Below are 26,703 nucleotides of genomic sequence, written 5' to 3'. Positions count from 1 at the left end.
TCCTCCTAATGAGACTATTCGGCTTTCTTATCTGCCGCTGAAACCTTAATCTCTTCCACTTTTTCTGCACTTTCAGCCACTGGTTCTGCTTTTGCAGTTTCCGTTTCTGATTGCGCCTTATCAGCGTAAGGGCGGTTTACAGATTGCGCCGCTTTCTTCAGTTCTTCGACCGAAGATTTGAGCTCAGGAGATAAATCTTCCATCCCCATTTGCTCAGCTTTGCGCAAGTTTTCTTGCAGCTCTTGGACTTTTAGCTCGTGCGACAATTCGTCTTTAACGCTATTTGCCATATTCTTAGCAGCACCGATAAAGCGAGACACGCTTCGAATAGCATGAGGCAAACGCTCCGGTCCAAGAACGACCAGACCAACAACAGATATTAATACCAGTTCCCAAAAACCGATATCAAACACGTTTTATGCCTGCTCTTTGTCTTTTTTAGTTTCAGGTGCAGCTTCTTTTTGCTGCTGTTTTTCTAAACTTTTTGGCTCGAAGTCTGCGTCTTTTTCATTTTTCGCAGAATCTTCATCGCTCATTGCTTTTTTGAAGCCCTTAACGGCACTACCTAGATCGCCACCGATGCCACGTAGTTTCTTAGTTCCGAATAGCAATACAACAATTACAGCAATGATTAGAAGTTGCCAAACACTGATACCACCCATTCTTTTTACCTCGGGTCTTTAAACAAAATTATTTCAAGAGTTTAACGTCTATTGACGATAAGCTCGCCAACTAAGCAGCCAAAATGTGACACCTGCGATACCGCTGGCCATCGAAAGCTGCTCATAAGCGTTATCCACCAATATTGCCGAGCATACGACTAAAGTGGCGCCAACGCCAAATAAAAACTTTCCTGTCGCCTGCTGGCGCTTACTTTGGCGATAACCTTGATAAAGCTGATCCATACGCTGGTTCATCGCTTTACCCTGTTTGAGGCTATCGTAAAGTAGCTCCGGCAGTTCCGGCAATTTCTCCGCCCAAAATGGCGCGCGATCTTTGATTGAATTAACCAAAGCTTGCGGGCCCACTTGATTCATCATCCATTCTTCAAGGAATGGCTTTGCGGTCTCCCACAAATCGAGCTGCGGATATAATTGTCTACCAAGCCCCTCAACGTACAGCAGCGTTTTTTGCAGCAGCACTAATTGAGGTTGCACTTCCATATTAAAGCGACGTGCGGTGTTGAACAGGTTCAACAGCACATGGCCAAAGGAGATCTCACACAGTGGCTTAGCAAAAATTGGCTCACACACAATGCGAATCGCGAACTCAAATTCATCGACATTGGTATCTGCCGGAACCCAGCCTGAATCAACGTGCAACTCCGCTACTCGGCGATAGTCACGATTGAAAAACGCGAGGAAGTTTTCCGCCAGATAACGCTTGTCTTCACTATTAAGTGTACCAACGATCCCGCAATCTAGCCCGATCCACATTGGGTTCTCTGGGTGTTCAGGTTTAACGAACACATTCCCGGGATGCATATCGGCATGAAAGAAACTGTCTCGGAACACCTGAGTGAAGAACACACTCACACCACGTTCCGCCAGCAACTTCATATTGGTGCCATTTGCTTCCAAGCCTTCAATATCAGAGACTTGGATGCCATATATTCGCTCAGAAACCATGACAGTTTCATTACTGAAGTCAGGAAAAACTTCAGGAACATACAATTCTTCACTGCCTTCGAAGTTACGACGCAGTTGAATGGCATTCGCCGCTTCACGACGTAAATCGAGCTCGTCGAGCAAGGTTTTTTCGTACTCGCGTACGACTTCAACGGGTTTTAAACGACGTGCTTCAGGCATCGCTCCGGCGACTATACGCGCCATTCGGTGCATCAGTTTTAGATCTGAATCAATGACCGGGCGAATATCTGGACGGATAACCTTTAATACCACTTCTTGGTTAGTGTCTTTTAATCGCGCAGTATGCACCTGCGCGATGGACGCTGACGCCAGCGGTTTGATGTCAAACTCGGTAAACCAGTTCTCTAACGGCCCGCCTAACGCTTTTTCCATCTGCTGCTTGGCCAGCTCGCCGTCAAACGGTGCAACTTGGTCTTGCAACAGCGCCAGTGGATCGGCGATATGCGGAGGAAATAAGTCGCGGCGCGTTGACATCATCTGACCGAACTTAATCCACACAGGGCCAAGCTCTTGCAGCGCAAGACGTAAGCGTTCGCCAAGCGGTTTTTCTGGGTGTTGGTTCTTTATCCAGAATAGGCTCTTGCGCATCAATAATGGCGCTTTGGTCAGTTGATGATCGGGCAACAACTCATCCAAGCCGTATTCCAGCTGCACTTTGATGATGTGGTATAAGCGCTTTAATTCTGCTGGCGTCATGGTTTCTCCAGCGCTGGCTTATCCGAACCAACTTTGCTCAATAGAGCATTGAGACGCGCTTCAACGCGAGAAGCTTGGCTGCGTACCTCATCCACTTGATCGCAAAAATACGCGACTTCCAATGGTGCGGGTGCCAATTTCCACTCTTCTGTGACCACTTGAGCAAGGTGACGCTGATGTTTTTCCGCTTGAGAAACGAAGAAACCACCCACGTTTTTGGTGCCTTGTACCAAAGTGTGTGCAACTACATCGCCTGTTACGCGAGATAGCCACTCTTCAATGTCCGGTTTGCAATCGGTCATCAACTGAGAAAATTTCTGCGCCAGTTGAATATCACCTTCAAGCTCAAGCTTGTCTTGCTTAATCAAGCGAGTGATGTTGGCTTGGTCACGCAGCTCAGGCAGCGCGCTCAAGTTCAACGAGAGATAGCAGTCAGGCTGACCTTCGTAGTTACCCAGCACATCAATCTGCTGACTGAAAACAAACGTCAGCGTCTTGTCGATTTCTTTGAGGTGAACTTGGATAACTTGGCCCTTGAGACGCGCTAAACGACGACCCAATTCAGGATCGTCTTTAATCAGTGTGTTCAGCGAAGTTTCAATGACAGCAGTGATAAGAGGTTCAAATGGCATGCCGTTAACCCTTAGAATTTGTAACCGCGGTGCAACGCCACAATACCACCCGTTAGGTTGTAGTATTTGGTGTTTTCGAAGCCAGCGTCTTGCATCATGCCTTCCAGTGTTTCTTGGTCTGGGTGCATGCGAATAGATTCAGCAAGGTAGCGGTAGCTTTCTGCGTCATTCGCGACCAATTCGCCCATTTTTGGCAATAGGTGGAATGAGTACGCGTCGTACACTTTTGATAGTGGTTCGAGAACTGGTTTAGAGAATTCCAAAACCAATAGACGACCACCTGGCTTGAGGACGCGGAACATTGAACGCAGTGCTTTGTCTTTGTCGGTTACGTTACGAAGACAGAAGCTGATGGTGATCACATCGAAGTAATCATCTGGGAAAGGCAGTTCTTCTGCGTTAGCTTGTACGTAGTGTACATTACCCACAATGCCGTTATCGCGCAGTTTGTCGCGGCCAACATTCAGCATTGAGTTGTTAATATCTGCCAGAACAACGTGGCCTTGGTCACCCACAATACGCGAGAATTTCGCGGTTAGGTCTCCCGTACCACCACCTAGATCCAGAATGCGCTGACCAGGACGAGCGCCACTGCAATCGATCGTAAAACGCTTCCAAAGGCGGTGAATACCACCTGACATCAGGTCGTTCATGATGTCGTATTTCGCTGCCACTGAGTGGAAAACTTCGGCAACTTTGGTCACTTTTTCTTCTTTCGCCACTGTGGTGAAACCAAAGTGGGTCGTTTCGTTCTCTAACGCTGTATTGGATTGCAAGCTTGTGTCCGTCATTCTAATTCCTCTTGGGCAGCACTTGTTCACTACAGGGCGTTTGCTGACAATGAAAGTCGCCCTCTGTACTGCGGGCGATTAGTTTACTTTATCCTCAGCCGGATGTCTTTCTACTAACGATTCATTTGGTGATTCATTTTCTGAAAATGCATCACTTTGCGCCAACTGCGCAAGGTCAGAAGAAATCGGTCGTTTGATTTCAACCCCCAACTGCCTAAAGCTTTCTGCTTGACGAATCACGTTGCCACGACCTGTCGCCAGCTTGTTCATAGCGCCTTGATAGGTTTGGTTCGCTCGGTCTAATGCGCCGCCCAACCCTTCCATGTCATCGATGAATAAACGCAGCTTGTCGTACAGTTTGGTGGCGCGCTGGGCGATCAGTTTGGCGTTTTCATTCTGACGTTCGTTGCGCCATAAATTGTCGATGGTGCGCAGTGCCACCAACAACGTGGTTGGGCTAACCAAGATAATGTTTTGCTCCATCGCGTCTTTGATCAAGCTTGGATCAGCTTGAATCGCCACTTGGAACGCCGGCTCTACCGGAATAAACATCAGCACATAATCGAGACTTTGGATGCCTTTGAGCTTGTGGTAATCCTTCATGCTCAAACCTTTGATGTGCGCACGCAGTGCGGTGAGGTGAGCACTTAACGCGCGGTCGCGTTCAGCATCCGTTTCGGCATTGAAGTAGCGCTCGTACGCCACCAATGCCATTTTCGAATCGACCACCACTTGCTTGTTTTGTGGCAAATGCACAATCACATCCGGTTGGTAACGCTTACCCGCTTCGCTCTGTAGGTTCACTTGCGTTTCGTACTCATGCCCTTCGCGCAGCCCCGATTCGGCTAAAACGCGCGCCAACACCACTTCACCCCAGTTACCTTGCTGTTTGTTATCGCCTTTGAGCGCTTGGGTCAGGTTCACGGCTTCTCGAGTCATTTGTTCATTAAGGCGTTGCAGATTTTTCAGCTCATGCACCAGCGTATGACGCTCTTTAGCTTCTTGGCTAAAGCTGTCGTTGACTTGCTTTTTGAAACCTTCTAACTGCTCTTTTAACGGTGACAACAACCCTTCTAAACTTTGACGGTTTTGCAAATCGACTTTCGCGGTTTTCTCTTCAAACAGTTGATTGGCAAGGTGCTCAAACTGTTGTTTCAGACGCACTTCGGCCTGCTCTAGAATTTGCAGTTTTTCCGCATTAGCCTGATTCATTTGCTCGTGGCGCGCCTGCTGCTCACGAAGCTGCGTTTCCAAACGGGATTTTTGTTCACGCATTTGGCCCAGCTCATCAAAGTACTGCTGACGTTCTTGTTTGACGGCTTCGAAGTAACGCAATTTCTCCATGGCCGCCATCAACTTGCCGTGCGATTGTCGCACTTCAAAGGCCGCTTTATCGCGCTCGTTGTCGAGTTCATCCAACTCTTGCTGCGCATCGGCAAGGCTTTGCTTTACTTGTTCAAGCTGTTGTTGGTGAAGCTGTTTTTCTGACACCAACTGCTGTTCGAGTAGTTGAGTCTGGGTAATAAAGCGCTGCTTTACCCACCAACCCACGGCGACACCGCTCGCTGTCGCGGCAAAAAGAGAAGAAAGAATGAGAGATTGATGCTCAAGAATCCATTGCATAATAGCGAGTTAGCCTATGTTTTATATCTTTATCAATGGTATTTAGACACTGGATAAATGTCCAGTTTGTTGGATGAAAAATCCTCGCATACACTAGGCACTCCGTACAACATACTCACTCCCGCTCACTCTTTCAGCAAAGAGCGGCACATCATCACACAGAGGCATCATGAACGAGCGTCGTGCCCTAGGATTTGGGCTCTCAGCAGTATTACTTTGGTCAACGGTTGCAACCGCATTTAAACTGACATTAGCGGAATTTACGCCGATCCAAATGCTGTGTATCGCCAGTATGGTTTCTGCCATCGCGCTTACGATTGTGTGCGGTGTGCAAGGTAAATTAAACCAGCTAAGTGCTACTTTTCTCTCTAATCCTTGGTACTACTTGCTGCTTGGTTTGATCAACCCGTTGGCGTATTACTTGATCCTATTTAAAGCGTACGATTTGCTGCCCGCTTCTCAAGCGCAGGCCATCAACTACAGCTGGGCCATTACGCTCACCCTGATGGCAGCGGTGTTTTTGGGGCAAAAGATTCGTGGCAAAGATTGGATAGCGTGTGGATTCAGTTACCTCGGCGTGATCGTGATTGCAACGCAAGGCAATGTGCTTGGCATGCAGTTTGAGAGTCCGCTTGGCGTTGGCTTGGCACTGCTGTCGACGTTACTTTGGGCGGGTTACTGGATTCTCAACACCAAAAACAAAGCCGATCCGGTGGTGGGTGTTTTGCTGGGCTTTTTGGTTGCCATCCCATTCACTATCGCATTGAGTTGGTACGAAGGCGCAAGCTGGCAATCTATCTCCATCAAAGGCTGGGCGGCGGTGACATACGTCGGCTTGTTTGAGATGGGAGTGACGTTTGTGCTGTGGTTGAGCGCCTTAAAGTTAACCCAAAACACGGCGCGCATCAGCAACCTGATATTTGCTTCGCCATTTATCTCGTTGATGTTACTGGCCACCATTATTGGTGAAAAAATCCACCCATCGACGTTGATTGGACTTGTCTTAATCATCAGTGGTTTGGTCATCCAACAGGTGACTTGGGGTCAAAAAGCCAAGGCGGCGAACGCGTCGCAATAGTTGGTCATGCCCGAAAAACCTAGGACAATATGAAAACGGAGAAATGAAACGAGTTGGATAAAAAAGAGAGCTCGCTAACATTTTATTGTTCGAAAGTGCCTTCAGTCGCTTGGAATTGTTCAAGCGTTGGATACGATATAACCAAAGCCCAGCCGCCTAACACGGCGACATTCCTATAAATATTTGTGGGCACTTCAGGATACTTTACTAATTATGTTTCGCTTCGCTATTCCTTCACCGTTGATGACTGACTGGCAACACGCTCTGCAGCAATGCTGTGATGCCACTCAAGCTCAGGGACAACTTTATACCCTGAGCTACACCAAACAATGGCTATCCAGTGAGGTATCCACCTCGCCACAAAATCACCGCGCCATCGTGGCGATGATTGAGCAAAACTGCGCGCAATTTTCCGCGCCGTACTTTGACGTAGTTTGCTCACAATTTGATGATGAAAACCTGAGTCTTTGCCCAGTATGGCTACCGAATGAGGAGCTGTTTGCCGTTGTGACGTTGACGCACTCAACGCAGCAAAAGCAAACCGTTTCTGCGTGGCTGAGCGCACTGGCAGGCCGCATCAGTTTTGATGTTAGCCAGCATTATCATCAAGAGCTCAAACGTCATCACTCACACGCCAACAAGCCACTACCAACACTGCAAGAATTCATCGATTGTCTGGATGACCACATCTGGATCAAAACCACCGATGGTCTGTACGCCATGACTAACCGCAGCGTGGAACAGGCGTGGAAAAAGTCTAACGATGACATCGTCGGGAAGAACGACTTTGACCTTTTCAGCGCCGAACGCGCGGAAAAATTCATTGATGCCGACCGATTAGTGGTCGCTACTGGCACACAGAACATCGTTGAAGAGTGTCGCCAAATTGATGAAAACAACAACCCAACTTGGCTGGAAACCATCAAATCACCGGTACGAAATCAGGCCGGCGACCTGATCGGCATTTTGGGCATGACGCGCAACATCACCCGTCGCAAGATGGTGGAAACGCAATTGTCGTTAGCGTCGAAAATCTTCAACAACTCGCAAGAAGGCATGGTCATTACCGACAGCAATGCCAATATCATTGATGTCAACAACGCGTTCTCACAGATCACCGGATTCAGCGCCGAAGAAGTGATTGGGAAGAACCCCAACATTCTCCGCTCTGGGCACCATGATGATGCTTTTTACCAACAACTTTGGCAGCAGCTTGAAACCAAAGGCCAATGGAAAGGCGAGTTTATCAACCGCAAACGTGATGGCAGCATTTACCCGCAATTAGCCACTATTAGCGCGGTAATGGATGACAAAAACCACCTAATTAACTACATCTGTGTGTTTGAGGACATCTCAGTGCGCAAAGCGCACGAAGAGAAACTGCAACGCATGGCGTTTTATGATCCGCTGACCAACTTGCCCAACCGAACCCATTTGATCAGCTTGCTGGAACAGCACATCGAGATGGAACAACCTTTTGCTACGTTGTTTCTTGATATCGACCACTTTAAGCACATTAACGACAGCATGGGCCATTTCTGTGGTGACCAACTGTTGTCGAAACTGGCGGTTCGCCTGCAAGACATTTTGCACCTGAACGCGCATGTGGCTCGCATCGGTGGCGATGAATTTGTCATCGTACTGCCAGACATTGACGGCGATTCTCCGTTACTCGAAACGTTAGGCTCAATTTTGGGTGTGTTCCGCCGCCCGTTCGATCTGGCAAATCACGATTCGCTGCGGATCTCCACCAGCATCGGTATCGCACTCTACCCGAACGACGGTCAAGACAGTGAAACGCTGCTAAAAAACGCCGACACCGCAATGTATCTGGCGAAGAAAAATGGCCGTAACGGCTACGCGTTCTACTCTCCGGATTTAACTGACAAATCGGTATCGCACGTCCGTATTCAATCTGCGCTGCATGAAGCAATAGAAAAAGAACAACTGCATTTGGTGTATCAGCCGCAATACAACCTCGCGCAAAACGCAATTATTGGTGTGGAAGCCTTGGTACGTTGGGAACACCCAGAATTTGGCTTAGTGCCACCTGCGGATTTTATTCCTATCGCAGAGAAGACTGGCTTGATTCAAAGCATCGGCGAATGGGTACTCAAAGACGCCTGTTTACAAGGGACTGACTGGCTGGCGAGAGGCGTTCAATTTGGCAAAATTGCAGTCAATGTATCGGCACTTCAACTGCAACAGTCACGCTTCATCAACAAGCTCAAAACCATCCTTCGTGAAACGGGATTCCCGGCGCATCACTTGGAGCTGGAAATTACCGAAAGCTTTTTGCTTATCGATCCAAAACTGGCCATCGCATCGCTAAATCAGCTGTGTGAACTCGGAATCGAGATTTCGTTGGATGACTTCGGCACAGGCTATTCTTCGCTGTCGTACCTCAAAGGTTTGCCAATCAACAAACTGAAAATCGACCGCTCGTTTGTCAGTGATGTGCCTAACGACAACGACAGCAACGCCATAGTGAACGCCATCATTGCGATGGGCACGACGCTTTCACTCAAAGTCGTAGCGGAAGGCATCGAAACGCCAGAACAAGTGGCTTACTTGGTCGACAAAGGTTGTATCTACGGTCAGGGATATTTATTCAGCCCACCCGTTGCGGCGGAAAAGTTATTTAACTAAGCACAACGTTCAATACACAGGCAACTTTGCGGTTAGATGTTCGTCGAACCGCAAAGCGCCAAACGATCCGCTAAAATGTTGATGCACACCAACAGCGGCACGCCAATCAACAGCCCCATTCCGCCCCACAACCAACCCCAAAAGACCAGCCACATAAAGATAACTAACGGGTTGAGGTTAAACCGCCTCCCTAGCAAAGTTGGGGTGACAAACTGACTCTCGATTAAATTCAGCAACAGATATATCGACACCACTGTCAGCATAAAACTGACCGAATCTAACTGCAGATACGCGACAAAACCAAAGCTCACCATCGAAATCACTGGCCCCAAATACGGTGCGAAATTCATTACCCCAGCAAACGCACCCCATAGAAATGGGTCTTCAAGGCCGAGGACAAAAAACACCAATCCAACACACAAGCCTAAACCCGCATTGACCAAAGTAATGGTGCCGATGTAGCGCGATAAATCTTTCTGCAGAGCCTGCACCAACTCCACCGCCTGACGTTGTTTCGAAAAACCACGCAAACGCGATACCGATTTACGAAACAGACTTCGACCATGATTAAGCATGAAATACACCATAAACAGCACAATCATCGCCTGAGTTAACAGCGTTGGTGTAGTGGTCGCGAGCGCTTTCAGCAGAGAAAACACCGTGTTGTTGCCCATCTCGTCAATGTTCATGTCACTGGCGATCTCAAGCGGCGCGCTCATGTGCTCTGACGACGCTTTGGTCACTTCATTCACTTCTTGCGAAACGTTTTGGACGATGCTTGGCAACTCAGCCCACCATTGTTTCGCGGGTTCTGATATCGCCGCTAAACCGAGTATTGAAACACTCACCAATAACGTCAACGTCACCACCACGGTTATCGTGCGTGGCAGGCCTTTATCTTCAAAATAATTGATCAGCGGGCTAAACAGCAGTGCCACGAACGTACTTATCACCATAGGTAACAGCACCGGTTTGGCGAAGTAGAGCGCAGGAACAAGCAATAACACCAGCAGAGATGCACCAATCACGGTATTGATGGGAAGGTTTAATTTTCCATTCATGCGCGTCCTCTACTGATGGGGTGGTAAATCGGATGGTTGAGCCGCTTCTTCACCTGCTTCTTTTGAGGATACAGCAGACGATGAAGAAGATTTGGCTAGCTGGCCACTCAAATCCATCGCGCCATTGAGCAGCAAACTGATGGAGGAGAGAGATGACGTGACGCGAGAAAGTCGCCCAGCTTTCGCAACAGCAATCGCGGCAAAAGCGCTCAACCCAAGCGCAGTCCACGGGTTTTCTTGCACGAATCGGTTCGAGGTAAATTTGAGGGTTTGCTTATCCAGCAAGCATTGCTCCAAAGCCGCTTTACCCTCGATGCGTTTTATCTGCATGGCTCGGTCGAGTTTGGTTAGAGAACGCATGCCAGCCCTCCTGCAATTGGTCGGTTGTATTTTTGAAACCAAGGAAGTGTGTCAGCCGCTTCTGCCACCACGCTAACCCAACTAACGCTAGACCTAACGACACAATAAACACGCTAACACTTAGCAGTAGTTGAGCGGTAAAGTGGTACGTCACTACACCCGCAACCAAGCACACACTGAAGATAAACAGCACCGACAGCAGCGTAAAAATGATACTGAACATCACGATTTGGCGCGCAGCCGCTACGTTGACTTTCATCTCTAGCAGAAACAAATCCAACGTCGAGCCCGACCACGTTCGCAATGACGTCGAAAGGTCGTCAATCTGCGACAAAATGGCTCGCAGCCCATTAATGGCTTGTTCAACTTCCTGATTTTTAGCCCCATTTAGGGCTCGGCTACTGTCTGCAGTAGCCGAGCCTTGGCGCTCATTGATGGTATGCTCGGAGTCATTCATAAAACTCTTCCTTCATGATTAGAGCGAAATGTAAGGAACAGGCTTATTTGATGAGCTTAGAGACCGCCCAACCTGCCAGGAATGCACAACCGATACTCAACAGCGGGCGCTCTTTAATGACGTTTTCTGCGGATTTGGTCGCTTGCTGAATGTTCTCTGCGCCGACTTCCAGCTTCTCTTTGGCATGTTCTTTCATGGCGCCAACCGCTTCTGAAGTGGCTTGCTCTGCAAGGTGGTACGCCTCTTCAAATTGCTCTTGAGGTTTAACTGCGCTTTCTTTTGTATTAGCCATAACTAGCCTCCGTTGATTGAGATTACCTTGGATTAAACGGTTGTGATTCCGCTGAGAAGTAATCTGATAAAAGTGAATTCTTTTCGTTTCCTCGTGAGTGGTATTGCGATTACTGTGCCAACTTAATAAGTCATTGTTTTTATTGAAATAGAATTTAAATAGCTCCAATCGTTGCAAAATGACCTGTAATTATTTCCTTTGAATGGATTCTTATTTGTAATTTTTTCTTATTCCCCACAAGCAATCACGCGCAATTAATAACCACCACCATGCTTACTCCTTATATTATCTGGCATCTCTCACACTCAATATTCATGGCATACAAAATGCTAGATATAAAATGCCACATGAAAAATATTGTTCATATTTAATGGCTAAGGCATCGCAATATAAGTTGCGCTTAAGCACTGCAATAAAGTAACCGCAGTAAAATAAAGGAGAAGATATGAGAAATGAAAACATCGCCTCAATCATTGAGCTTATTCACAGCGGTAATGATATTTACAAGAAAGCGATTGATAACATCGACAACACATCGCTAAACCATGTATTGCAGGATCTGGTTCATGTACGAGAACACGCCGCATTAGAGTTGAAACCTTATGCGATTGCGAATCCTCAAACTGCCGACGACACGCCCGTGTCTTACACCATCAAGGCACGCGAAGTGTACAGTGATGTAATGAAAGAAGTGTCGTCAGACAAAGAATCGATGTACTTGGAACAGCTCGAAGGCGTGGAAAGTAAGGTATTGAAAGAGATCGAAAACGTCATCACCGCGCAGCCAGAGCAAGCAGATAACGCCGTGCTACTCAAAGTGCGCAGTGACATCAAAAGCTGTAAAGAAAAACTCAGCAATATTAGCCTGATCAGCTAATCGATAAATAACCCTAAAAAGAATGGTCAACATTATTGGCCATTCTTATTCAGAACCATTGATGAATATTCACACATACCAAAGCATAATGCTGAAATACTGAAAAAGAGGTCAGTATGACATTGAATAATACGCGAGTAAGGGAATTACTCATTAAAATGGAGCACCATCGCCAAACGTGTTTACCGCTTGTCGATCCTCATTCACATATGAATATTGCTCGATCAGCCTATCGGTTCGTTAAAATAGAAAAAGTGATGATCAAAAAAATGGTCGATCTATTTTTTGATCAAAATGGCGACGACTTTATCGCAGAACACGCCAACAAAACGGGAATTGCTACTCTCGGTAATTATAAAGAGATGCATTTTATGAATGCGCAATTACTGAGTGAGTTAAAACAGCTCCTCCGAGAGTTGGATGATGCCAACTTAACAGCGCTGATCTCGTACTGGGTGGCGGCGTTACAAGTCGAAAACGACGAGCTGGAAAAACATTTACCCCAAGGTGAGTAGCTCTGCTCACCTTTTTCCTTCGTTTGCCTTCTCTATTTTTGCCCTTCTATCTGTTGCTTTGTCTATTCTACGCATCGACCAACACAGACTTTACTTACTTTCTGCATCTATTCGCATCCACCATTAGTCGACGTTCGATATAAAAAAACGCATCACAAGTGATACGTTTTTTGCGTCGTTGTTTGTATTCGACTCTACTCGCAGTCGTCTTCACCGACGTTAACTGGGAACAAACACATTAAGCGACTGAGGACGAATCTTGATTTCTAAACGACGGTCAGAATAGAGTTCACCGTCGATGACGTAGTCAATCGGATTATCCGCAGTAATCGTTACCCCTGTCGCGCTCGCGTACTGAAACAGATTCGACTCATCCTGCGCACCGACGCTGGTTAATGTTAGATCCGACAACGCCACTAGGCGTCCACCCAGCGACTGAGTGTTATCAAGGTAGGTAATGTGCAGTTTCCCATCATCTGGCTGCGGCGCGCCGCCACCTTGCGCTAACACGGTACTAAATGGCGCGATGTTGGCAACGACGAAGCTGTGCACCTCCATCTCCTGACTCTCCCATCCTTGTTCACTCGCCGCCTGCCCTTCGAGGGTTACTTGCAGAGTTTGCACCTCTTCGGAAGTAACAGCGTTAAAAAAGCCCGTTAAATACGCCAGTTGCCCAAAAGCATTTTTCTCTTCACGATGCGCGTGTTCAATCATCTTCTGTTCCAAGCCAATACCCAGCACCAACAGAATCAAACGCTGATTACATTCTGCGGTGTCTATGCGTTGGCAATGACCTGCGAGAATGGCTTCACACGCTTTTTCCACCGGTGATAACTTCACGCCGATGCCATACAGCACATGGCAAAGCGCATTCGCCGTGCCCAACGGTATGATGCCGAGCTTGATGTCAGTGCCGACCAACTGGCTCGCCACTTCAGTCACCGTGCCATCGCCACCAGAAACAATCACCTGATTCACACCACTTTGTTTAGCTTGCAGTGCGAGGCTTTCTGCACTGGTGGTTTCGTCCGTTTGGCGAATGCTGAGACGATATTTTTTGGTCAACTCACGAATCACATGTTGTTCGTATTGCAGCCATTTCCCACCGCCCGCGACAGGGTTCACCACCATCCAGGTCGGCTCATCGAGTGTTAGCACGCCTTTCTCACTGATCGCGCGCAGAGTTTTGATCTGCAGATTATTGAGCCTTGCAGTACTGCGCACGCTGTTGATTTTCCGCATCACCGATTCCACCGAGAGCGATGGGTCTTTACTCAGTAAATAAGCCGCCACCACAAACACCGAACGGCCACGCCCAAGTGCGCAATGCACAACCACAGAGCGCCCGCAGGCGATTTGGGTATCAATCCAATTCATCGCATGACGTAAACGCTCCAAAGTCGGCGCTTTATGATCCAGAACGGGAATAGAAAGGTAGTTGAATTGCTTGTCAGTCATGGCGCTTTCTAAACCTGCGAACTCCGCCGTAACATCAACAATGCAGGAAATGTCGTGAGAGTCGAGAAACGCCAAATCGCTCGGGAACAAGCGCCGAGAAAGATAAAGATTATCGCTGACTTGTTGAATGGGAGGGACAGTATCGCGCCGTCTCTCCCAGGCGTTGTAGGCTTTCGCCCCGAGTAAGAAGGGAATGAATGCCCATCGAATCCACCAGACAATTTTTCCGTCTTGGCTTTTCCTGAAGATGGACGGGAAATCAAACAAGTAAGCCGCACTGACTAACGCTAAGGAAAGCGAAACCCAAAGCAGCAGTAAACTCACTACGATTTGAGGCATGTAGATAGCAGCGAGCAACGCAACCAGCGCGCCAAGTAGATAATATTTGACGATGAACATTCGACCTCCTTAATCCTTAGCGATGGGATAACGCTTAGCTGGCCATCTCTTCGATATAGTCATTGGCCAACTGCTGTTTTTGTTTATCGGACATCACCTTGCCTGCCATTTGGAAAAAGCGTTGCTCTTCCTCTTCCAGATGGTGCAGTACCTTGTGGCGCAGTGTTTTCATGTGCGTAAGCCAAGCGGGCGAGCTCCACGCGGTGTCATCCAACTGAGCGATCACTTTGTCGATGGCGTGGTGCTCGGCAATACCGTGACGTGTCATATCGATCGTCTTATCGCTCTCAATCAGCGGTGCGTAAAAGTAACGCTCTTCAGCGGCGGCATGTTGCTCAAGCTCGTGCTTTAGGTCACGATAAAACTCTCGACGAGTTGGGGAATCTCCGGATGTTTCCATCAGTGCATCCAGCAAAAGGCGCTGTTTTTCATGACTTTCTTTTAGCACATCGAATATGTTCTTCATCTCTGACTCCTTATCGGATTAAGAATAGTTGGTAAAACAAAGGGCGGTTATCACGCCGCCCTTTTTTGCTGTTGATGGATGAGGTGAACGCTTAACAATCTTTGTCTTCCGCGTTCAGATTCTCTTTAAGGTTTTCACAACCATCTTCAATGGCGTTTTGCGCTTCTTCCGCAGTCTCATCCAATTTTTTGCCCGCTTTTTCCATTGGCCCTTCATCACTACACGCCGCTAAAGCAAATACCAAACCAAATACTGCGGCGATACGATAAATAAATGACGTAACTCGCATGCTAACTCCTATCTATTTACGTTTTTCTTTCCAAGTATCACAAATATTATTGATACAATTAATGACAACAGGAACAGATAAAATATCACTTGCGCGACAGCTGCGGCGGCACCGGCAATACCACTAAATCCGAGCACCGCTGAAACGAGAGCCAAAGCAAGGAAAATAAACATCCAACGAACCATGGTGTTGTCTCCTTATTTTTTAAAGTGAAAGCTCAATATTAGTTATTACTGAACAACTTCAAGCTTATCGACAACCTTATTTACATCGTTGGTATTATTTGCAATCGATAATGCCAGATCATGCTCGGCATCTGAGTTCACTTTACCGGTTAAGGTTACGGTTTTATTTTCTGTGGTGACATCAATGTCTGTACCACTAACGCTGGTATCCATCAGTAAACGAGTTTTCACAATAGTAGTAATTTTTGAATCCGTTAATGCAGCAAATGCATCAGAATCGGCATCTTGTTTATTTTCACTCACTACCGTTAGCTCGTTATTTACTTTTTTCACACCATCAAGGCCTGAAACCAACTCTTCTGCCAGCGACTTTTCCAAATCGTTATTGACCGAACCTGTCAGCGTAACCACCTGATTTTCAACATCAGTGTTGATATCAAAAGAGTTCAGATTGCTGTTAAGCAGTAAGGTGGTTTCTGCTTTACCATCTAGCCAAGCGTCCATGGATTCTTTTTCCCATTTATCACTGGCTAATACTGCGGTAGATGACGTTGCAAGAACTGAAGTAAGTACAATTTTAGCTGCGATGTTATTCATGGTAATTCTCCTATATTGACGTTGCAGTTCTAATAGAGCAAAGCATGTGCCAAATTTATAAGTAACTATTTTTAAAGCGTTTATTTAAAAACAGCCGTTATATTTAAGATGAGAGAAAAACCATTCGTGAATAATTTACACAGAAGAAATGTAATTTTTAATCATTGAAGAAGAAAAGATAAATAGAGAAGAAATAACATCTCATCCTTTCGTTTATTTTTGTACGCAAAAACCATCAAGAGAGATTAATTTCTAAGGATTAAAATTCCACACAACAAATAAGGAAAGAAAAACGATGTAGATATATAGCTTGCTGTTGATCTCACTATATTAATAACCAACCAGATTTTAAACAGACTTTGACAATATTTTGTCTTGTACAGCTTAAATAATACACGTACATTGTTTCTGTTATAGTGAAGAGGACATTTCTATGTCACTGCCAAGCCTGTTTCTAAGAATACAAGACCCCGCCCTCAAAGAGGCTATCGCTTCTTGTCAGGAATTACATAAGTTCCGTTTGTATGACACAGAAACGGACGATGATTGGATTGATCACTTCGTCGACGTTCAACCGGATGTCGCGATTGTCGAAGTGGCACATTTCACTCACGCTGATTACCAGCGACTTTCCGATATCGAAGCCATTTACGACATGGACTTAATCATCATCAGTTCAGGCGCGCCTAACGAGAACCTCGATAAACTGATGAACCTAGGTGCCATTTTTCACTACAGAAAACCCGTCGATCTCACCATCCTGTCTGATACGCTGACCGAAGTGAGCCAGTATTATCAACACAAGCAGGAGCAAGGACGTAAAGTCGCCACCAGCGATTTGGATCAGTTTGGTTTGCTAGTTGGCTCATCTTCTCCGATGCACCAGCTGTACCGCATGATCCGCCGTGTCGCAAAAACCGAAGCCAACGTATTGATTGTTGGTGAAAGTGGCTCAGGTAAAGAGCTTGTGGCACAAACCATCCATCTCGCCAGCGAGCGCAAGCAGCAACCTTTTATTGCCATCAACTGTGGTGCCATTAGCCCAGAACTGGTCGATAGCGAACTGTTTGGCCACGAAAAAGGCGCATTTACTGGCGCGAACAAAACTCACCAAGGGGTATTTAAGCAAGCGGAAGGCGGCACGCTGTTTTTGGATGAAATTACGGAGATGCCGATCGAGCATCAAGTGAAACTGCTACGTGTGCTAGAAACTGGCGAATACCGCCCAGTGGGCAGTAATACCGTCCACATCGCCAATACCCGCATCGTCGCGGCGACCAACCGCGATCCTAAAGTCGCGATCGAAGAACAATTTCTACGTGAAGACCTATTTTTCAGGCTATCGCACTTCCCGCTAACCGTTCCACCATTGCGCGAACGCGGCGGAGACATCGTCGGATTAGCCAAACACTTTATTGCGCACCGCAACGCTAACGAATCCCAAACGAAGACGATTCTCGACTCGGCAATCCAAAAAATCGCCATGCACGATTGGCCTGGCAACGTTCGAGAACTCAAGCACACCATCGAGCGTGCGTTCATTCTCGCCGACGATACCATTAAAGATGAGCATCTGATTTTCGATACGCCGCCACTAGAAACTGGCACCCGATTAGAAGATATGGTGCCTGCTGGCGTATCGTTAGAAGAGCTGGAAAAAGCCGCTATTCTCAATACGCTTGAAGAGAATCAAGGCAACAAAACGGAATCGGCTCAGGAGCTGGGTATCAGCGTTAAAACGCTGTACAACAAGCTCGAAAAGTATCAAGACGAGTAAACACACCGCAAATAGCAAAAGAGCACTGAATTGAATTCAGTGCTCTTTTTCATCGTCTCTTTCTATCTTTGCGTGCAGCGCTGGATTACACCCACTGACCTGCCACAAAGCCACTCGACCAGCACCATTGGAAGTTATAGCCACCTAACCAACCGGTAACGTCCATCACTTCTCCGATGAAGTACAGGCCTTTGATGTTTTTACATTCCATGGTTTTAGAAGACAGGTGATCGGTATCTACACCACCCAAAGTCACTTCCGCCGTGCGGTAGCCTTCAGTGCCATTAGGTGCGATTGACCAGTTTTCTAAACGCTCTACCACGCTAGCAAGCTCTTTCGGGTTGAACTGCTTGAGAGGTTTGTCCATCAGCTCTTTACGTTCAATCAGCACTTCCACTAAACGCTTTGGCAGTACTTTTGCTAAGGTATTCTTTAGCGATTGATTTGGATGTTTCTCAAGGCTGCGCTCGAGCAGCAGAGCGATGTCTTCGTTAGGAACTAAGTTGATGGAAACTTTCTGACCCGCTTTCCAAAAAGAGGAAATTTGCAAAACCGAAGGGCCCGATAAGCCGCGGTGAGTAAACAACAGCGCTTCTTTGAACATGGTGCCATCTTCGGCGGTAATTTCCGCAGGCACCGCAATGCCAGACAGTTCAGCAAAATCTTCTTTGTCTTCTTTGTGCAGCGTAAATGGCACAAGTCCCGCCGTGGTTGGGATTACCGGCAGACCAAACTGCTCAGCCACTTTGTAACCAAACGGCGTCGCGCCCAGTTTTGGCATGGAAAGGCCACCGGTCGCAACCACCAAAGATTCGCACTCAACGGGCTCAGTACCCGCGTGCAGACGAAAGCCTTCTTCGGTTTTCTCAATGGTGTGCACATCGCATTGGTAACGCTGTTGAATGTTTGGCATGTCACACTCGGCCAGCAGCATCTTCACGATGTCTTTGGCGGTAAAGGCATCGACACAAAACAATTGGCCGTGGTCGCGCTCTTCAAACTCGATGCCGTGTTTGCTGACCATAGAGATGAAATCCCAGTTGGTGTATTGCGACAGCGCCGATTTCACGAAGTGTGGGTTTTGGCATAGGTAGTTGCTGGCTGATACGTCGTAGTTGGTGAAGTTGCAGCGGCCACCACCAGAGATAAGGATTTTACGTCCTGGCTTTTTGGCATGATCCAGCACAAGCACACTGCGTCCGCGCTTGCCTGCTTCTGCAGCACACATCAAACCCGCGGCTCCCGCGCCAATTACAACAACATCAAATTTCTTACTCATCGGTCGCTCTTAGGCTCTATCCAAAATCCAAAACAATAAAAAAGGATGTGCTTATTTGCACATCCTTGCTTTCTAAGAGCGCCATTCTACCGACAAATGTCGAAAGGGAAAAGCGCTTAAATTCCAAGCATCGCCTAGTAAGGCTTAGCTGGAAAGACCTACAAGATGAAGGCCGCCAGTAGGGTAACACCAAGCAACGCGGTTGATAGCACAAACAACTCACGCACCCGTTCACACTTACCTGTGAATATCTCATCATGGTGATGGTGATACTCTTTGCTTTTTATGTAGTGGAACAAACGCACCTGTTTGGTGACGTTACCGTGAGTGGTGAAGAAACCATTGCCATCCACTTGTTGATACAACAATGGGTGCGCTTCACGCATGATGTAAATAAGAGAACGAAGAGCGGTGAGATAACGGATCATATTGACCCCCGTTACTACCATTAGCGCAAATAAGATTGTGTCTCCACTGATCATCTTTTCCTCCCTACATCTTCAACAATGCTCAAGAGAAAAAGACGATCAATGCTTCGTCTTTTAACCGCTACTTATCGCGTCGAGAACGCTTTACGCAGCTGGAGCACCCATGATTGAAGATGAACCTTCTTTCGCCATTTGAGCTAGATCTTTGTCGATGAAGAACAACGCTTTGCCGTCCTCACCAACCAATTCGATCTTATCTAAAATCCCTTTAAACAACTTCTCTTCTTCGTGCTGTTCTGACACGTACCACTGTAGGAAGTTAAACGTTGAGTAATCTTGGCTTGTAAATGCAACATGCGCCAATTTATTGATTTTTTCCGTGATCATTTGCTCATGTTCGTAGGTTTCACGGAAAACATCACCTAGGCTTGCGAAATCATGTTTTGGTGCTTCAATCGCGCCTAGGATAGGCATTGAGCCAGTTTCACTCACATACGTGAACAGGCGTTGCATGTGCTCCATCTCTTCTACGGCGTGTGCACGTAAAAATTCAGCCGCACCTTCAAAACCTTTGTCTTCACACCAAGCACTCATTTGTAAGTATAGATTGGATGAGAAAAATTCTAGGTTAATTTGCTCATTCAATTGTTCGACCATAGTTTGAGACAGCATGTTAACTCCTATTTATGTGCATGCGTTTTACACCACTATAACATGATTACTGAGACAAGACTTTGTACCTACAATAATGATATGAGATCACTTCGGCAAAATTTCTCAAGGGTTAGTGCTAATCTGAAACTATACCCAAGTGACTTCATAAATATCGAAGTCAGGGCCTTGGCACTGAGGTCAGTTCGAGGTTGCTTAGGTATACGACCTTACAAGGAGATAGCAATATGAGTTACAAACACATACTTGTGGCAGTCGACCTTTCAGACGACAGTAAAGTGTTGATTAAGAAAGCCGTATCACTGGCTAAACCTCTGGATGCGAAAGTCTCTTTTATTCACATCGACGTGAATTACGCAGAGCTCTACACCGGGCTTATCGATATCAACATGGCAGAAGCGCAACATCAAGCGATGGAAGCGTCTCGTACCCAATTGGCAAACTTTGCGGAGTACGCTCAATACCCAATCACTCATACTTTAGTCGGCAGTGGTGATTTAAGTAACGAGTTGTGCGACACCATCAAAGATTACAGTATCGATTTAGTGGTTTGTGGTCATCACCAAGATTTCTGGAGCAAGATTCTCTCTTCAACTCGTCAACTGATTAACTGTTCACCAGTCGATATGCTGGTCGTACCGCTAAAAGACTGATTGGCGCGACGTTAAAACTTGGTTAGACTGCGGGCACATTTGTTGTTGATAAAGATTCTCATCTATGGCTTATCTATCCGCAGTTACCCTGCTTTGGGCATTTTCATTCAGCCTGATCGGCGTTTACCTTGCTGGTCAGGTTGATTCTTGGTTCTCCGTGTTCATGCGTGTGGCACTGGCCAGCGTTGTATTCATTCCTTTCCTTAAATTCCGCGGCGTAAGCAAATCTCTGATCGCGAAACTGATGATCGTCGGCGGCTTTCAGCTCGGTTTGATGTACTGCTTCTACTACCAGTCTTTCTTACTCCTTTCTGTTCCAGAAGTGTTGCTGTTCACTGTATTCACACCGATTTATGTAACGCTGATTTACGACTTCCTGAAAGGTCGTTTTTCGCCTTGGTATTTAGTCACTGCGCTGATCGCAGTCGCGGGTGCGGCATGGATCAAATTCGCTGGCATTAACGAAAACTTCCTAATGGGCTTTTTGGTCGTACAAGGGGCAAACCTCTGTTTTGCCATCGGTCAGGTGGGCTACAAATACATCATGGAAAGTGAGCCCGTCGATTTACCACAGCACACCGTGTTTGGTTACTTCTACTTGGGTGCGCTTTGTGTAGCAACCGTGGCTTTCGCGCTCATGGGCAACCTCGACAAACTGCCAACCACCGCAACCCAATGGGGCATTTTGACCTACCTTGGTTTGATTGCATCAGGCTTTGGTTACTTTGCGTGGAACAAAGGGGCAACCTTAGTGAATGCCGGCGCGTTAGCGGTAATGAACAACGCGTTAGTGCCAGCAGGCCTGATTGTGAACATCGTAATTTGGAACCGAGACGTCGACATCGTGCGCCTCGCGATTGGCGGCGCGATCATCATGCTATCGCTATGGATTAACGAAACGTGGGTGAAAAAACGCGTTGAAATGAGCTACGCCAATAAGTAGCGCGCCTTTCTCAACACATATTCCATCAATAAAAAACGCTCTCCAACTGGAGAGCGTTTTTTTTAATTCAATTAATGCACTTTGGCTTGCGAGCTTGCGCCCATCAACGCATTCGGCGGCGTTGGTAACAACACTTCCAACTTCGCATTGCGGGCTTCCAGTTTGCGTTGACGCTTGAGCAACTTCTGCTGCTTTTTTGCCACTTTTAGCAGCTTTTTCTGCTGTTTGTAGTGTTTTTTCAGTGCCTTTTTCGCTTTCTTAAGCGCTTTTTTATCGGCCAAATCAAACAGTGCAGGAGCCGCCATCGACACTGGTGTCACCACTTTCGCAGCTTGTTTCTTCTCTTTCACTCGCTCGACCACACGTTTCACGATCGCCGCCTTTTCTGCGCTGTGTTTTGGCGTGACGGAGATGGATTGTGCAGGCAGCGCTTCAGCTAACAGACCGCATGCTTGTTGCTCGTTTAACGGCTTGTCTTGGCATTTTTGTGGAGGAATTGCGGCAGGCTTACACAATGAGTCTTTAGAAGCGGAAGAGCGTGCACAAGAGCGACAAACGAACTTAGGTGCGACGACCAAACGGTGAATGTCACCCAAGTTGGCCGCAATTTGTTTGCGGTTCATCTTACATAAGCGTTTAGACATTCGACTACTCCAGCTTCCCAATTATCGACAGCATCACAACAAGTGAAATAATAATAATTCTTAGTTAGATATACAGTCAGAGTGTCGAATTAGCAAGTGAAAACTATCAATAGTGTGCAGGAAAGAATGGCAGCGTCACAGCACTTGGTTCAATGCTGTGACGAGAAGTTTTTGCGAGTCAGGAGGTTATGCCATCGAGGCTTTGACGTAGACGTCGAAACGGTTCTTTTTGGTTTCAATCGCCATACTTGGCTTTTGCTCGTTCAGCCAATTCGCGTAGTCCGGGCGCTTAACCACCACGCGTTTCGTTGCCAAGGCCAGAGCAGGTTCGAGCAATCCATCGGCATCCAAATCCGCTCCCACCAAAGATTGGAAGACGCGCATCTCTTTTTTCACCAACGCGGATTTCTTTTTGTTTTCTGGGTGTGGGTACATCGGGTCGAGATACACCACATCCGGTTTCACAAACTCGCTGTCTTGCGCCAGTTGATCCAGCGCGTCATGGCTGGAGGCATGAATCAGCGACATACGCTCAGATACCCACGAGCCGATTTCTGGGTCTTGTTTCGCGCGAGCCAAACCGTCATCCAACAAGGCCGCCACGACTGGGTGACGCTCGACCATCTGCACTTTACAACCTAGCGATGCGAGCACAAACGCATCGCGACCAAGGCCTGCCGTGCCGTCTAACACGGTTGGGGTCGCACCTTTGTTCAAGCCTGCGGCTTTTGCGATCGCTTGCCCTTTACCGCCACCGAATTTACGGCGATGACCCACCGCGCCACCAATCAAATCGACAAAAATCGCACCGAGCTTAGGCTCATCGACTTTACGCAGCTCTAAACGCTCCGCAGTCAGCACCAAAGCAAAGTCGCTCTCGTCAGTGTGAGAAAGCTGCCAACGCGCAGCCAGTTCGTCGAGATGAGATTGTTGAGACGGGTCTTCACAGATCAATTGCAGTTGCAAAAGGAGGCTCCAATAAAAATCGAGGTAACTGGCGCTGAGTGTATACCCAAGTTACCTCTAAAAGCTAGATTGGCGGCGAGATGCCAAGGTTAAAGCGAAGAGAGATTCTCGACCAGTTCAGCCAACGGTTTCGGGTGACCAATGCCATAACCTTGCCCGTAATCCACACCAAGGTCGATCAAGTGCTGCATGACTTGTTCGTTTTCGACAAATTCCGCCACCGTAACTTTGCCAAGCTGCTTCGCCAAATCGTTAATGGAGCGAACCATCACTCGGTCCATTTCATTCACGTCGATATCTCGCACGAAAAGACCATCAATTTTCACGATATCTACAGGAAGTTTCTTCAAGTAACCAAAAGACGACAAGCCCGAACCAAAATCGTCCAGCGCAATCATACAGCCGAGCGATTTGGCTCTGGTGAAAAAGTCGATGGCTTGATCTAAATTGCCCATGGCCGCCGTCTCTGTGATTTCTAAACAGATTTTTTCGCACGGCATGGTCGAGTTTTTCAATCGTTCGAAGAGAAAATCGATAAATTCCTGATTCCCCATGGATTGACCAGAAAGGTTAATCGAGCAACGCCCCAACTTTTCCACTACGTCTGGTCGCTGTTCAAACCATTCAAGCGCTTGGTTGATCACCTGCTTATCAATCCAATGCGCAATGTTATAACGCTCGGAGGCGGGAATGAAAATCGCCGGAGAGACGTAGTTACCCTGCGCGTCACGAATACGCACCAAAATCTCGAAATACATCAGCGACTCTGGCGACTGCAAATTCATCACTCGTTGAGCAAACAGCTCCAAGCGCTGATTGGACAACGCCTCGTGCACCAAGTTGACGCTCTGCATTTCCATCTGGCGACGCTGCAACTCTTCATTATCTAAGCTGAACAGATTGTAACGGTTACGCCCCTGCTCTTTCGCCGCATGGCACGCCGAATCTGCTTGCGCGTGCACCATTTGCGGCGTTTCTGCCGTGTGATCGATGATACGAATGCCGACCGAGCAACTGATGAATAAGCGTGTATCTTCCCAGATAAACAGGTGCTCGCCCAATGTCGAGATAATCACCTTCGCAATATTGATTGCGCCATACTCATCGCAATCTTTCAGTAGCACCGCGAATTCATCGCCGCCCATTCGCGCAAGCACGGAATTGTATGGCAGCACCTCTTCCAACATGCTGGCGCAAAATTGAATCGCGGCATCGCCCGCATCGTGCCCAACGGTGTCATTAAGCACTTTCAACTGGTCGAGATCGAGGTACAACATCGCATGCACTCGGCGGTGGCTATCCACTTCACGCAGCGCAGTTTTCAACTCCAACTCAAAGTGGTTGCGGTTGTATGTCCCCGTCAATAAGTCATAACGCGCCTGATACTCTAACTTCTCAGCCAAAAGCTTGGTCTCTGAAATGTCTTCACCCACAATCAGCAACTGATCGGAATCGTTGAGCGGTCGAATGTTTTCGCGTACCCAAACACTGTGCCCGTCAGCATGGCGATACTCGATTTCACGTCGCCATACATCATGAACTTGATGACTCGGTTGCAACAACACCTGGCGTGGGAACAGCGCTTTGTCATCAAGATAGAACTCTCGCAGGCGATGGCCGAGCATCTCAATCGGCTCGTAGCCCAATAACAGTTGCGCGAATCGGTTCACTTCTTGGATGCGGTTATGACTGTCGAGCGTCACCATCATCACGGGCTGCTGCTCGTAGTAATTACGCAAGCTCGACTCACGCTGATAGAGCTTATCTTCCATCAACTTACGGCTGGTGATATCACGCGCCTCAAACAGATACTGCTTTTGTTTGCCCACCTGCTGGGAAAATGGCTTTAAGGAAATTTCGAGCACCATAGAGCCGTGCTCTTTGCTCCAGATTTCGGCTTCAAATGTCGAAACTTGTTGCTGCGGTGCATCAAAATAATCGGCGATCGCGTGGCGTGCTTGCTCACTCCAGTTTTGATGTAACCAAAGTGGCTTATCTAAGCGTAATTCCTGATGATAGAGCAAAGATTGCAGACGATCGTTGCCAGATTTAAGCAAACCATGTTTATCCAAAATCCCCATGTACTGCATACTTTGGTCAAAAATGGACTCTAAAATCGCCTGGCTTTCACGAGCAGCTGTCTCGCTGCGACGAATGCGTTGCAAGTAGTAGCTCAGTAGCAAAATAGCCACCAGCATCAACACGAACAAACTGCCAAACAAGCGAATTTCTTTGGCGAAACGCTCCGAAAATTCCATCGGCTTATTAAAAAAGACCGCCGAGGATTCTTGCTCTGCGCCCAACCCCCAGCGCACGACCGCTTGGTAATCGAGCTTGATTTCAGAATCGCCATTCACCACCGGAGGTAATGGTTCTTGTGGGTGGTCGAGCACCTGTTCTAGTAATCTAGCCGCTTCAACACCTTGGCGATAACCGCTTTGAATCACGCCGCCCACCGCGCCATGACCCAATCCTACATCGTGCACCATAAACAATGGCGCGTTGGAGGCCTTGTTGATCTGAATCCAGTCACGCTCGCTGCCGACCACACCATCTTTGTCGCGGTAGTAAGTCCAAAACAGCACCACATTTTCTTTATTGAGTTGAGCGATTTTTTTCTTCAATGCTTCGACATTGTCAGGGACAAGTTGAGTGATCTTGTTGCGATAACGGTCATGTTGTTGGATAAAATCGTCAATCTCGTCGCGAAGTATTGCACCAGTCACCGAATGGTCACTGATGATGTAAATCTGCTTGTTGTCTGGATGCAAACGCTCGATCAGCGCTAAGTTCGCTTCTAAATCGACGTTCTCAATCACGCCGGTTGCGTTAAGTGATTGATGAAAGGAAGGACGGTAATTGTTGATGCCACAGAAAATCACTGGCGTGTCTTTGATCAACGGCGCCAAGTGTTGCATCAATTCCAATGCATTGTTGTCCGTCACCAAAATGGCATCAAAACGCTCATCGCTCAACTTGGTGCGATAGAGTGATTCGAGCTGGGTAAAAAACTGCTCGCTCTGGTTGCGCTTGGAATCCAAGTATAAGACGCGCATGTCCATCTCGCGGTCATCGAGTTGTTGATCGATCCCGCGCTGAATGGAATCCGTCCAAAAGAATCCTTGGTGATAAGAATGGACGACAAGCACCTTCGGCTCTTGAGCAAGTGTCAGTTCACTCCAGGCACATGCACTCCAGAATAAGGCGACCAAAATCAGAAAACGCTGCACATTCTCTCCATAGCATCGGAGTTAACCCGCAGTTACC

28 protein-coding genes are annotated in these 26,703 nt (G+C 47.4%); 7 read left to right on the top strand and 21 right to left on the bottom strand.

Annotated features, from left to right (window positions below; translation table 11 throughout):
* Window positions 1–14: 14 nt before the first annotated feature.
* The 6 genes from tatB to rmuC form a co-directional block, all read right to left on the bottom strand.
* The gene (gene tatB, locus UF05_RS19930) at window positions 15–413 is read right to left on the bottom strand and encodes a Sec-independent protein translocase protein TatB (protein WP_025633132.1); all 399 of its coding nucleotides are present in this window, start codon (window positions 411–413) and stop codon (window positions 15–17) included.
* 3 nt (window positions 414–416) lie between these two features.
* Complete coding sequence (gene tatA / locus UF05_RS19925) at window positions 417–662, bottom strand: Sec-independent protein translocase subunit TatA (RefSeq protein WP_005456852.1); 246 nt, start codon at window positions 660–662, stop codon at window positions 417–419.
* A gap of 48 nt (window positions 663–710) precedes the next feature.
* Window positions 711–2,345, bottom strand: a complete 1,635-nt coding sequence (gene ubiB, locus UF05_RS19920) for a ubiquinone biosynthesis regulatory protein kinase UbiB (RefSeq protein WP_015296064.1) — start codon at window positions 2,343–2,345, stop codon at window positions 711–713.
* Window positions 2,342–2,977, bottom strand: a complete 636-nt coding sequence (locus UF05_RS19915; RefSeq protein ID WP_045544779.1) for a ubiquinone biosynthesis accessory factor UbiJ — start codon at window positions 2,975–2,977, stop codon at window positions 2,342–2,344. Before UF05_RS19915 ends, ubiB begins: the two co-directional genes overlap by 4 nt.
* A gap of 11 nt (window positions 2,978–2,988) precedes the next feature.
* Entirely contained in the window at window positions 2,989–3,768 is a 780-nt protein-coding gene (gene ubiE, locus UF05_RS19910) for a bifunctional demethylmenaquinone methyltransferase/2-methoxy-6-polyprenyl-1,4-benzoquinol methylase UbiE (RefSeq protein ID WP_005456853.1), read from the bottom strand.
* Window positions 3,769–3,846: 78 nt separating this feature from the next.
* Window positions 3,847–5,391 (bottom strand): DNA recombination protein RmuC, encoded by a 1,545-nt coding sequence (rmuC, locus tag UF05_RS19905; RefSeq protein ID WP_005487477.1) that lies wholly within the window; start codon window positions 5,389–5,391, stop codon window positions 3,847–3,849.
* Window positions 5,392–5,560: 169 nt separating this feature from the next.
* On the opposite strand from rmuC, the gene UF05_RS19900 reads away from it, so the two are divergent.
* Both UF05_RS19900 and UF05_RS19895 read left to right on the top strand, forming a co-directional pair.
* Window positions 5,561–6,469: a DMT family transporter gene (locus tag UF05_RS19900; protein WP_045544778.1), complete on the top strand. Its 909-nt coding sequence runs from the start codon at window positions 5,561–5,563 to the stop codon at window positions 6,467–6,469.
* Window positions 6,470–6,682: 213 nt separating this feature from the next.
* Complete coding sequence (locus UF05_RS19895; protein WP_045544777.1) at window positions 6,683–9,118, top strand: sensor domain-containing protein; 2,436 nt, start codon at window positions 6,683–6,685, stop codon at window positions 9,116–9,118.
* 32 nt (window positions 9,119–9,150) lie between these two features.
* Here the strand turns inward: UF05_RS19895 and UF05_RS19890 are convergent, their stop codons facing one another.
* From UF05_RS19890 to UF05_RS26385, 4 genes are read right to left on the bottom strand one after another with little or no spacing between them, the layout of a single operon-like run.
* Window positions 9,151–10,179 (bottom strand): AI-2E family transporter, encoded by a 1,029-nt coding sequence (locus tag UF05_RS19890; RefSeq protein ID WP_031849955.1) that lies wholly within the window; start codon window positions 10,177–10,179, stop codon window positions 9,151–9,153.
* A gap of 9 nt (window positions 10,180–10,188) precedes the next feature.
* On the bottom strand, window positions 10,189–10,539 hold the full coding sequence (locus tag UF05_RS19885; protein ID WP_075111088.1) for a hypothetical protein: 351 nt from the start codon (window positions 10,537–10,539) through the stop codon (window positions 10,189–10,191).
* Window positions 10,484–10,996 carry a phage holin family protein gene (locus UF05_RS19880; RefSeq protein ID WP_045544776.1) on the bottom strand — a complete coding sequence of 171 codons (513 nt, stop codon included), beginning with the start codon at window positions 10,994–10,996 and terminating at the stop codon, window positions 10,484–10,486. The genes UF05_RS19885 and UF05_RS19880 overlap by 56 nt, the downstream gene beginning before the upstream one ends.
* A 43-nt stretch (window positions 10,997–11,039) precedes the next feature.
* Complete coding sequence (locus UF05_RS26385) at window positions 11,040–11,288, bottom strand: hypothetical protein (protein WP_005466481.1); 249 nt, start codon at window positions 11,286–11,288, stop codon at window positions 11,040–11,042.
* A gap of 445 nt (window positions 11,289–11,733) precedes the next feature.
* Here UF05_RS26385 and UF05_RS19870 point away from each other — a divergent pair, with 445 nt between their 5' ends.
* Together UF05_RS19870 and UF05_RS19865 are read left to right on the top strand one after the other, a co-directional pair.
* On the top strand, window positions 11,734–12,165 hold the full coding sequence (locus UF05_RS19870; protein ID WP_005466482.1) for a ferritin-like domain-containing protein: 432 nt from the start codon (window positions 11,734–11,736) through the stop codon (window positions 12,163–12,165).
* Window positions 12,166–12,281: 116 nt separating this feature from the next.
* Window positions 12,282–12,680, top strand: coding sequence for a hypothetical protein (locus UF05_RS19865; RefSeq protein WP_045544775.1), 399 nt, complete (start codon window positions 12,282–12,284; stop codon window positions 12,678–12,680).
* 219 nt (window positions 12,681–12,899) lie between these two features.
* Here the strand turns inward: UF05_RS19865 and UF05_RS19860 are convergent, their stop codons facing one another.
* The 5 genes from UF05_RS19860 to UF05_RS19840 all read right to left on the bottom strand — a co-directional run bounded on the left by UF05_RS19860 (window position 12,900) and on the right by UF05_RS19840 (window position 16,074).
* Window positions 12,900–14,537, bottom strand: coding sequence for a diacylglycerol kinase family protein (locus tag UF05_RS19860; protein ID WP_045544774.1), 1,638 nt, complete (start codon window positions 14,535–14,537; stop codon window positions 12,900–12,902).
* A 34-nt stretch (window positions 14,538–14,571) separates the two neighbouring features.
* On the bottom strand, window positions 14,572–15,003 hold the full coding sequence (locus tag UF05_RS19855; RefSeq protein WP_005466989.1) for a hemerythrin domain-containing protein: 432 nt from the start codon (window positions 15,001–15,003) through the stop codon (window positions 14,572–14,574).
* Window positions 15,004–15,094: 91 nt separating this feature from the next.
* The gene (locus tag UF05_RS19850; protein WP_005466987.1) at window positions 15,095–15,292 is read right to left on the bottom strand and encodes a hypothetical protein; all 198 of its coding nucleotides are present in this window, start codon (window positions 15,290–15,292) and stop codon (window positions 15,095–15,097) included.
* Window positions 15,293–15,300: 8 nt separating this feature from the next.
* On the bottom strand, window positions 15,301–15,477 hold the full coding sequence (locus UF05_RS25165; RefSeq protein ID WP_045544773.1) for a DUF1328 family protein: 177 nt from the start codon (window positions 15,475–15,477) through the stop codon (window positions 15,301–15,303).
* A gap of 45 nt (window positions 15,478–15,522) precedes the next feature.
* Entirely contained in the window at window positions 15,523–16,074 is a 552-nt protein-coding gene (locus UF05_RS19840; RefSeq protein WP_005496656.1) for a BON domain-containing protein, read from the bottom strand.
* Window positions 16,075–16,507: 433 nt separating this feature from the next.
* On the opposite strand from UF05_RS19840, the gene UF05_RS19835 reads away from it, so the two are divergent.
* Window positions 16,508–17,851, top strand: a complete 1,344-nt coding sequence (locus UF05_RS19835) for a sigma-54 interaction domain-containing protein (RefSeq protein ID WP_029856642.1) — start codon at window positions 16,508–16,510, stop codon at window positions 17,849–17,851.
* An 85-nt stretch (window positions 17,852–17,936) separates the two neighbouring features.
* Here the strand turns inward: UF05_RS19835 and UF05_RS19830 are convergent, their stop codons facing one another.
* The 3 genes from UF05_RS19830 to ftnA form a co-directional block, all read right to left on the bottom strand.
* The gene (locus UF05_RS19830) at window positions 17,937–19,130 is read right to left on the bottom strand and encodes an NAD(P)/FAD-dependent oxidoreductase (RefSeq protein WP_005478661.1); all 1,194 of its coding nucleotides are present in this window, start codon (window positions 19,128–19,130) and stop codon (window positions 17,937–17,939) included.
* Window positions 19,131–19,288: 158 nt separating this feature from the next.
* Window positions 19,289–19,612 (bottom strand): universal stress protein UspB, encoded by a 324-nt coding sequence (gene uspB / locus UF05_RS19825; RefSeq protein WP_005394407.1) that lies wholly within the window; start codon window positions 19,610–19,612, stop codon window positions 19,289–19,291.
* Window positions 19,613–19,702: 90 nt separating this feature from the next.
* Complete coding sequence (gene ftnA / locus UF05_RS19820) at window positions 19,703–20,230, bottom strand: non-heme ferritin (RefSeq protein WP_005467599.1); 528 nt, start codon at window positions 20,228–20,230, stop codon at window positions 19,703–19,705.
* Window positions 20,231–20,457: 227 nt separating this feature from the next.
* Between ftnA and uspA the strand changes: the two genes are divergently transcribed.
* Together uspA and UF05_RS19810 are read left to right on the top strand one after the other, a co-directional pair.
* Window positions 20,458–20,883, top strand: a complete 426-nt coding sequence (gene uspA / locus UF05_RS19815) for a universal stress protein UspA (protein WP_005467601.1) — start codon at window positions 20,458–20,460, stop codon at window positions 20,881–20,883.
* A 64-nt stretch (window positions 20,884–20,947) separates the two neighbouring features.
* Window positions 20,948–21,826, top strand: a complete 879-nt coding sequence (locus UF05_RS19810) for a carboxylate/amino acid/amine transporter (RefSeq protein WP_005467602.1) — start codon at window positions 20,948–20,950, stop codon at window positions 21,824–21,826.
* A gap of 71 nt (window positions 21,827–21,897) precedes the next feature.
* Here the strand turns inward: UF05_RS19810 and UF05_RS19805 are convergent, their stop codons facing one another.
* From UF05_RS19805 to UF05_RS19795, 3 genes are all read right to left on the bottom strand, one after another.
* Window positions 21,898–22,470: a hypothetical protein gene (locus UF05_RS19805; RefSeq protein WP_020904396.1), complete on the bottom strand. Its 573-nt coding sequence runs from the start codon at window positions 22,468–22,470 to the stop codon at window positions 21,898–21,900.
* A gap of 186 nt (window positions 22,471–22,656) precedes the next feature.
* Complete coding sequence (locus UF05_RS19800) at window positions 22,657–23,436, bottom strand: class I SAM-dependent methyltransferase (protein ID WP_025502333.1); 780 nt, start codon at window positions 23,434–23,436, stop codon at window positions 22,657–22,659.
* A gap of 89 nt (window positions 23,437–23,525) precedes the next feature.
* Window positions 23,526–26,666, bottom strand: coding sequence for an EAL domain-containing protein (locus UF05_RS19795; RefSeq protein WP_005496646.1), 3,141 nt, complete (start codon window positions 26,664–26,666; stop codon window positions 23,526–23,528).
* Window positions 26,667–26,703: the final 37 nt, after the last annotated feature.

Source organism: Vibrio sp. S457-15 (assembly GCF_000960545.1).
GTDB lineage: Bacteria > Pseudomonadota > Gammaproteobacteria > Enterobacterales > Vibrionaceae > Vibrio > Vibrio parahaemolyticus.
The sequence above is the reverse complement of the archived record's forward strand: the minus strand, read 5'-3'. Positions and strand labels throughout refer to the sequence as shown.

Bases quoted from the DNA above. Each gene is read 5' to 3' on its own strand.
- tatA (WP_005456852.1), bottom strand. From the start codon at position 662: ATGGGTGGTATCAGTGTTTGGCAACTTCTAATCATTGCTGTAATTGTT.
- ubiB (WP_015296064.1), bottom strand. From the start codon at position 2,345: ATGACGCCAGCAGAATTAAAGCGCTTATACCACATCATCAAAGTGCAG.
- UF05_RS19915 (WP_045544779.1), bottom strand. From the start codon at position 2,977: ATGCCATTTGAACCTCTTATCACTGCTGTCATTGAAACTTCGCTGAAC.
- ubiE (WP_005456853.1), bottom strand. From the start codon at position 3,768: ATGACGGACACAAGCTTGCAATCCAATACAGCGTTAGAGAACGAAACG.
- rmuC (WP_005487477.1), bottom strand. From the start codon at position 5,391: ATGCAATGGATTCTTGAGCATCAATCTCTCATTCTTTCTTCTCTTTTT.
- UF05_RS19900 (WP_045544778.1), top strand. From the start codon at position 5,561: ATGAACGAGCGTCGTGCCCTAGGATTTGGGCTCTCAGCAGTATTACTT.
- UF05_RS19895 (WP_045544777.1), top strand. From the start codon at position 6,683: ATGTTTCGCTTCGCTATTCCTTCACCGTTGATGACTGACTGGCAACAC.
- UF05_RS19890 (WP_031849955.1), bottom strand. From the start codon at position 10,179: ATGAATGGAAAATTAAACCTTCCCATCAATACCGTGATTGGTGCATCT.
- UF05_RS19885 (WP_075111088.1), bottom strand. From the start codon at position 10,539: ATGCGTTCTCTAACCAAACTCGACCGAGCCATGCAGATAAAACGCATC.
- UF05_RS19880 (WP_045544776.1), bottom strand. From the start codon at position 10,996: ATGAATGACTCCGAGCATACCATCAATGAGCGCCAAGGCTCGGCTACT.
- UF05_RS26385 (WP_005466481.1), bottom strand. From the start codon at position 11,288: ATGGCTAATACAAAAGAAAGCGCAGTTAAACCTCAAGAGCAATTTGAA.
- UF05_RS19870 (WP_005466482.1), top strand. From the start codon at position 11,734: ATGAGAAATGAAAACATCGCCTCAATCATTGAGCTTATTCACAGCGGT.
- UF05_RS19865 (WP_045544775.1), top strand. From the start codon at position 12,282: ATGACATTGAATAATACGCGAGTAAGGGAATTACTCATTAAAATGGAG.
- UF05_RS19860 (WP_045544774.1), bottom strand. From the start codon at position 14,537: ATGTTCATCGTCAAATATTATCTACTTGGCGCGCTGGTTGCGTTGCTC.
- UF05_RS19855 (WP_005466989.1), bottom strand. From the start codon at position 15,003: ATGAAGAACATATTCGATGTGCTAAAAGAAAGTCATGAAAAACAGCGC.
- UF05_RS19850 (WP_005466987.1), bottom strand. From the start codon at position 15,292: ATGCGAGTTACGTCATTTATTTATCGTATCGCCGCAGTATTTGGTTTG.
- UF05_RS25165 (WP_045544773.1), bottom strand. From the start codon at position 15,477: ATGGTTCGTTGGATGTTTATTTTCCTTGCTTTGGCTCTCGTTTCAGCG.
- UF05_RS19840 (WP_005496656.1), bottom strand. From the start codon at position 16,074: ATGAATAACATCGCAGCTAAAATTGTACTTACTTCAGTTCTTGCAACG.
- UF05_RS19835 (WP_029856642.1), top strand. From the start codon at position 16,508: ATGTCACTGCCAAGCCTGTTTCTAAGAATACAAGACCCCGCCCTCAAA.
- UF05_RS19830 (WP_005478661.1), bottom strand. From the start codon at position 19,130: ATGAGTAAGAAATTTGATGTTGTTGTAATTGGCGCGGGAGCCGCGGGT.
- uspB (WP_005394407.1), bottom strand. From the start codon at position 19,612: ATGATCAGTGGAGACACAATCTTATTTGCGCTAATGGTAGTAACGGGG.
- ftnA (WP_005467599.1), bottom strand. From the start codon at position 20,230: ATGCTGTCTCAAACTATGGTCGAACAATTGAATGAGCAAATTAACCTA.
- uspA (WP_005467601.1), top strand. From the start codon at position 20,458: ATGAGTTACAAACACATACTTGTGGCAGTCGACCTTTCAGACGACAGT.
- UF05_RS19810 (WP_005467602.1), top strand. From the start codon at position 20,948: ATGGCTTATCTATCCGCAGTTACCCTGCTTTGGGCATTTTCATTCAGC.
- UF05_RS19805 (WP_020904396.1), bottom strand. From the start codon at position 22,470: ATGTCTAAACGCTTATGTAAGATGAACCGCAAACAAATTGCGGCCAAC.